We start from the raw sequence: 264 nt of genomic DNA on the forward strand, positions 1-264 counted from the left end.
TATTCTCAGTCGGAGTTTCATCTTTGTCGTTAATCGAATCTAGCAGTGCATCAATATCATCAGGGTCTGCTACTTCAAGGTTGTCTTCACTTGACGTGTCATCCTCAGTAGGTGCATCACCTTGATCGTTAATCGAGTCTAGCAGTGCATCAATATCATCAGGGTCTGCTACTTCAAGGTTGTCTTCACTTGACGTGTCATCCTCAGTAGGTGCATCACCTTGATCATTTATCGAATCTAGCAGTGCATCAATATCATCAGGGT

Annotated in this window: 1 protein-coding gene; it reads right to left on the bottom strand. The window is 43.2% G+C overall.

The window, feature by feature from the left end:
* Positions 1-264 (bottom strand): hypothetical protein (locus H4J50_RS19250; RefSeq protein WP_404842763.1); only part of this gene is annotated, 264 nt, incomplete at both ends.

The organism is Colwellia sp. 6M3 (assembly GCF_014077595.1).
In the GTDB taxonomy this organism is placed as follows: Bacteria; Pseudomonadota; Gammaproteobacteria; order Enterobacterales; family Alteromonadaceae; genus Cognaticolwellia.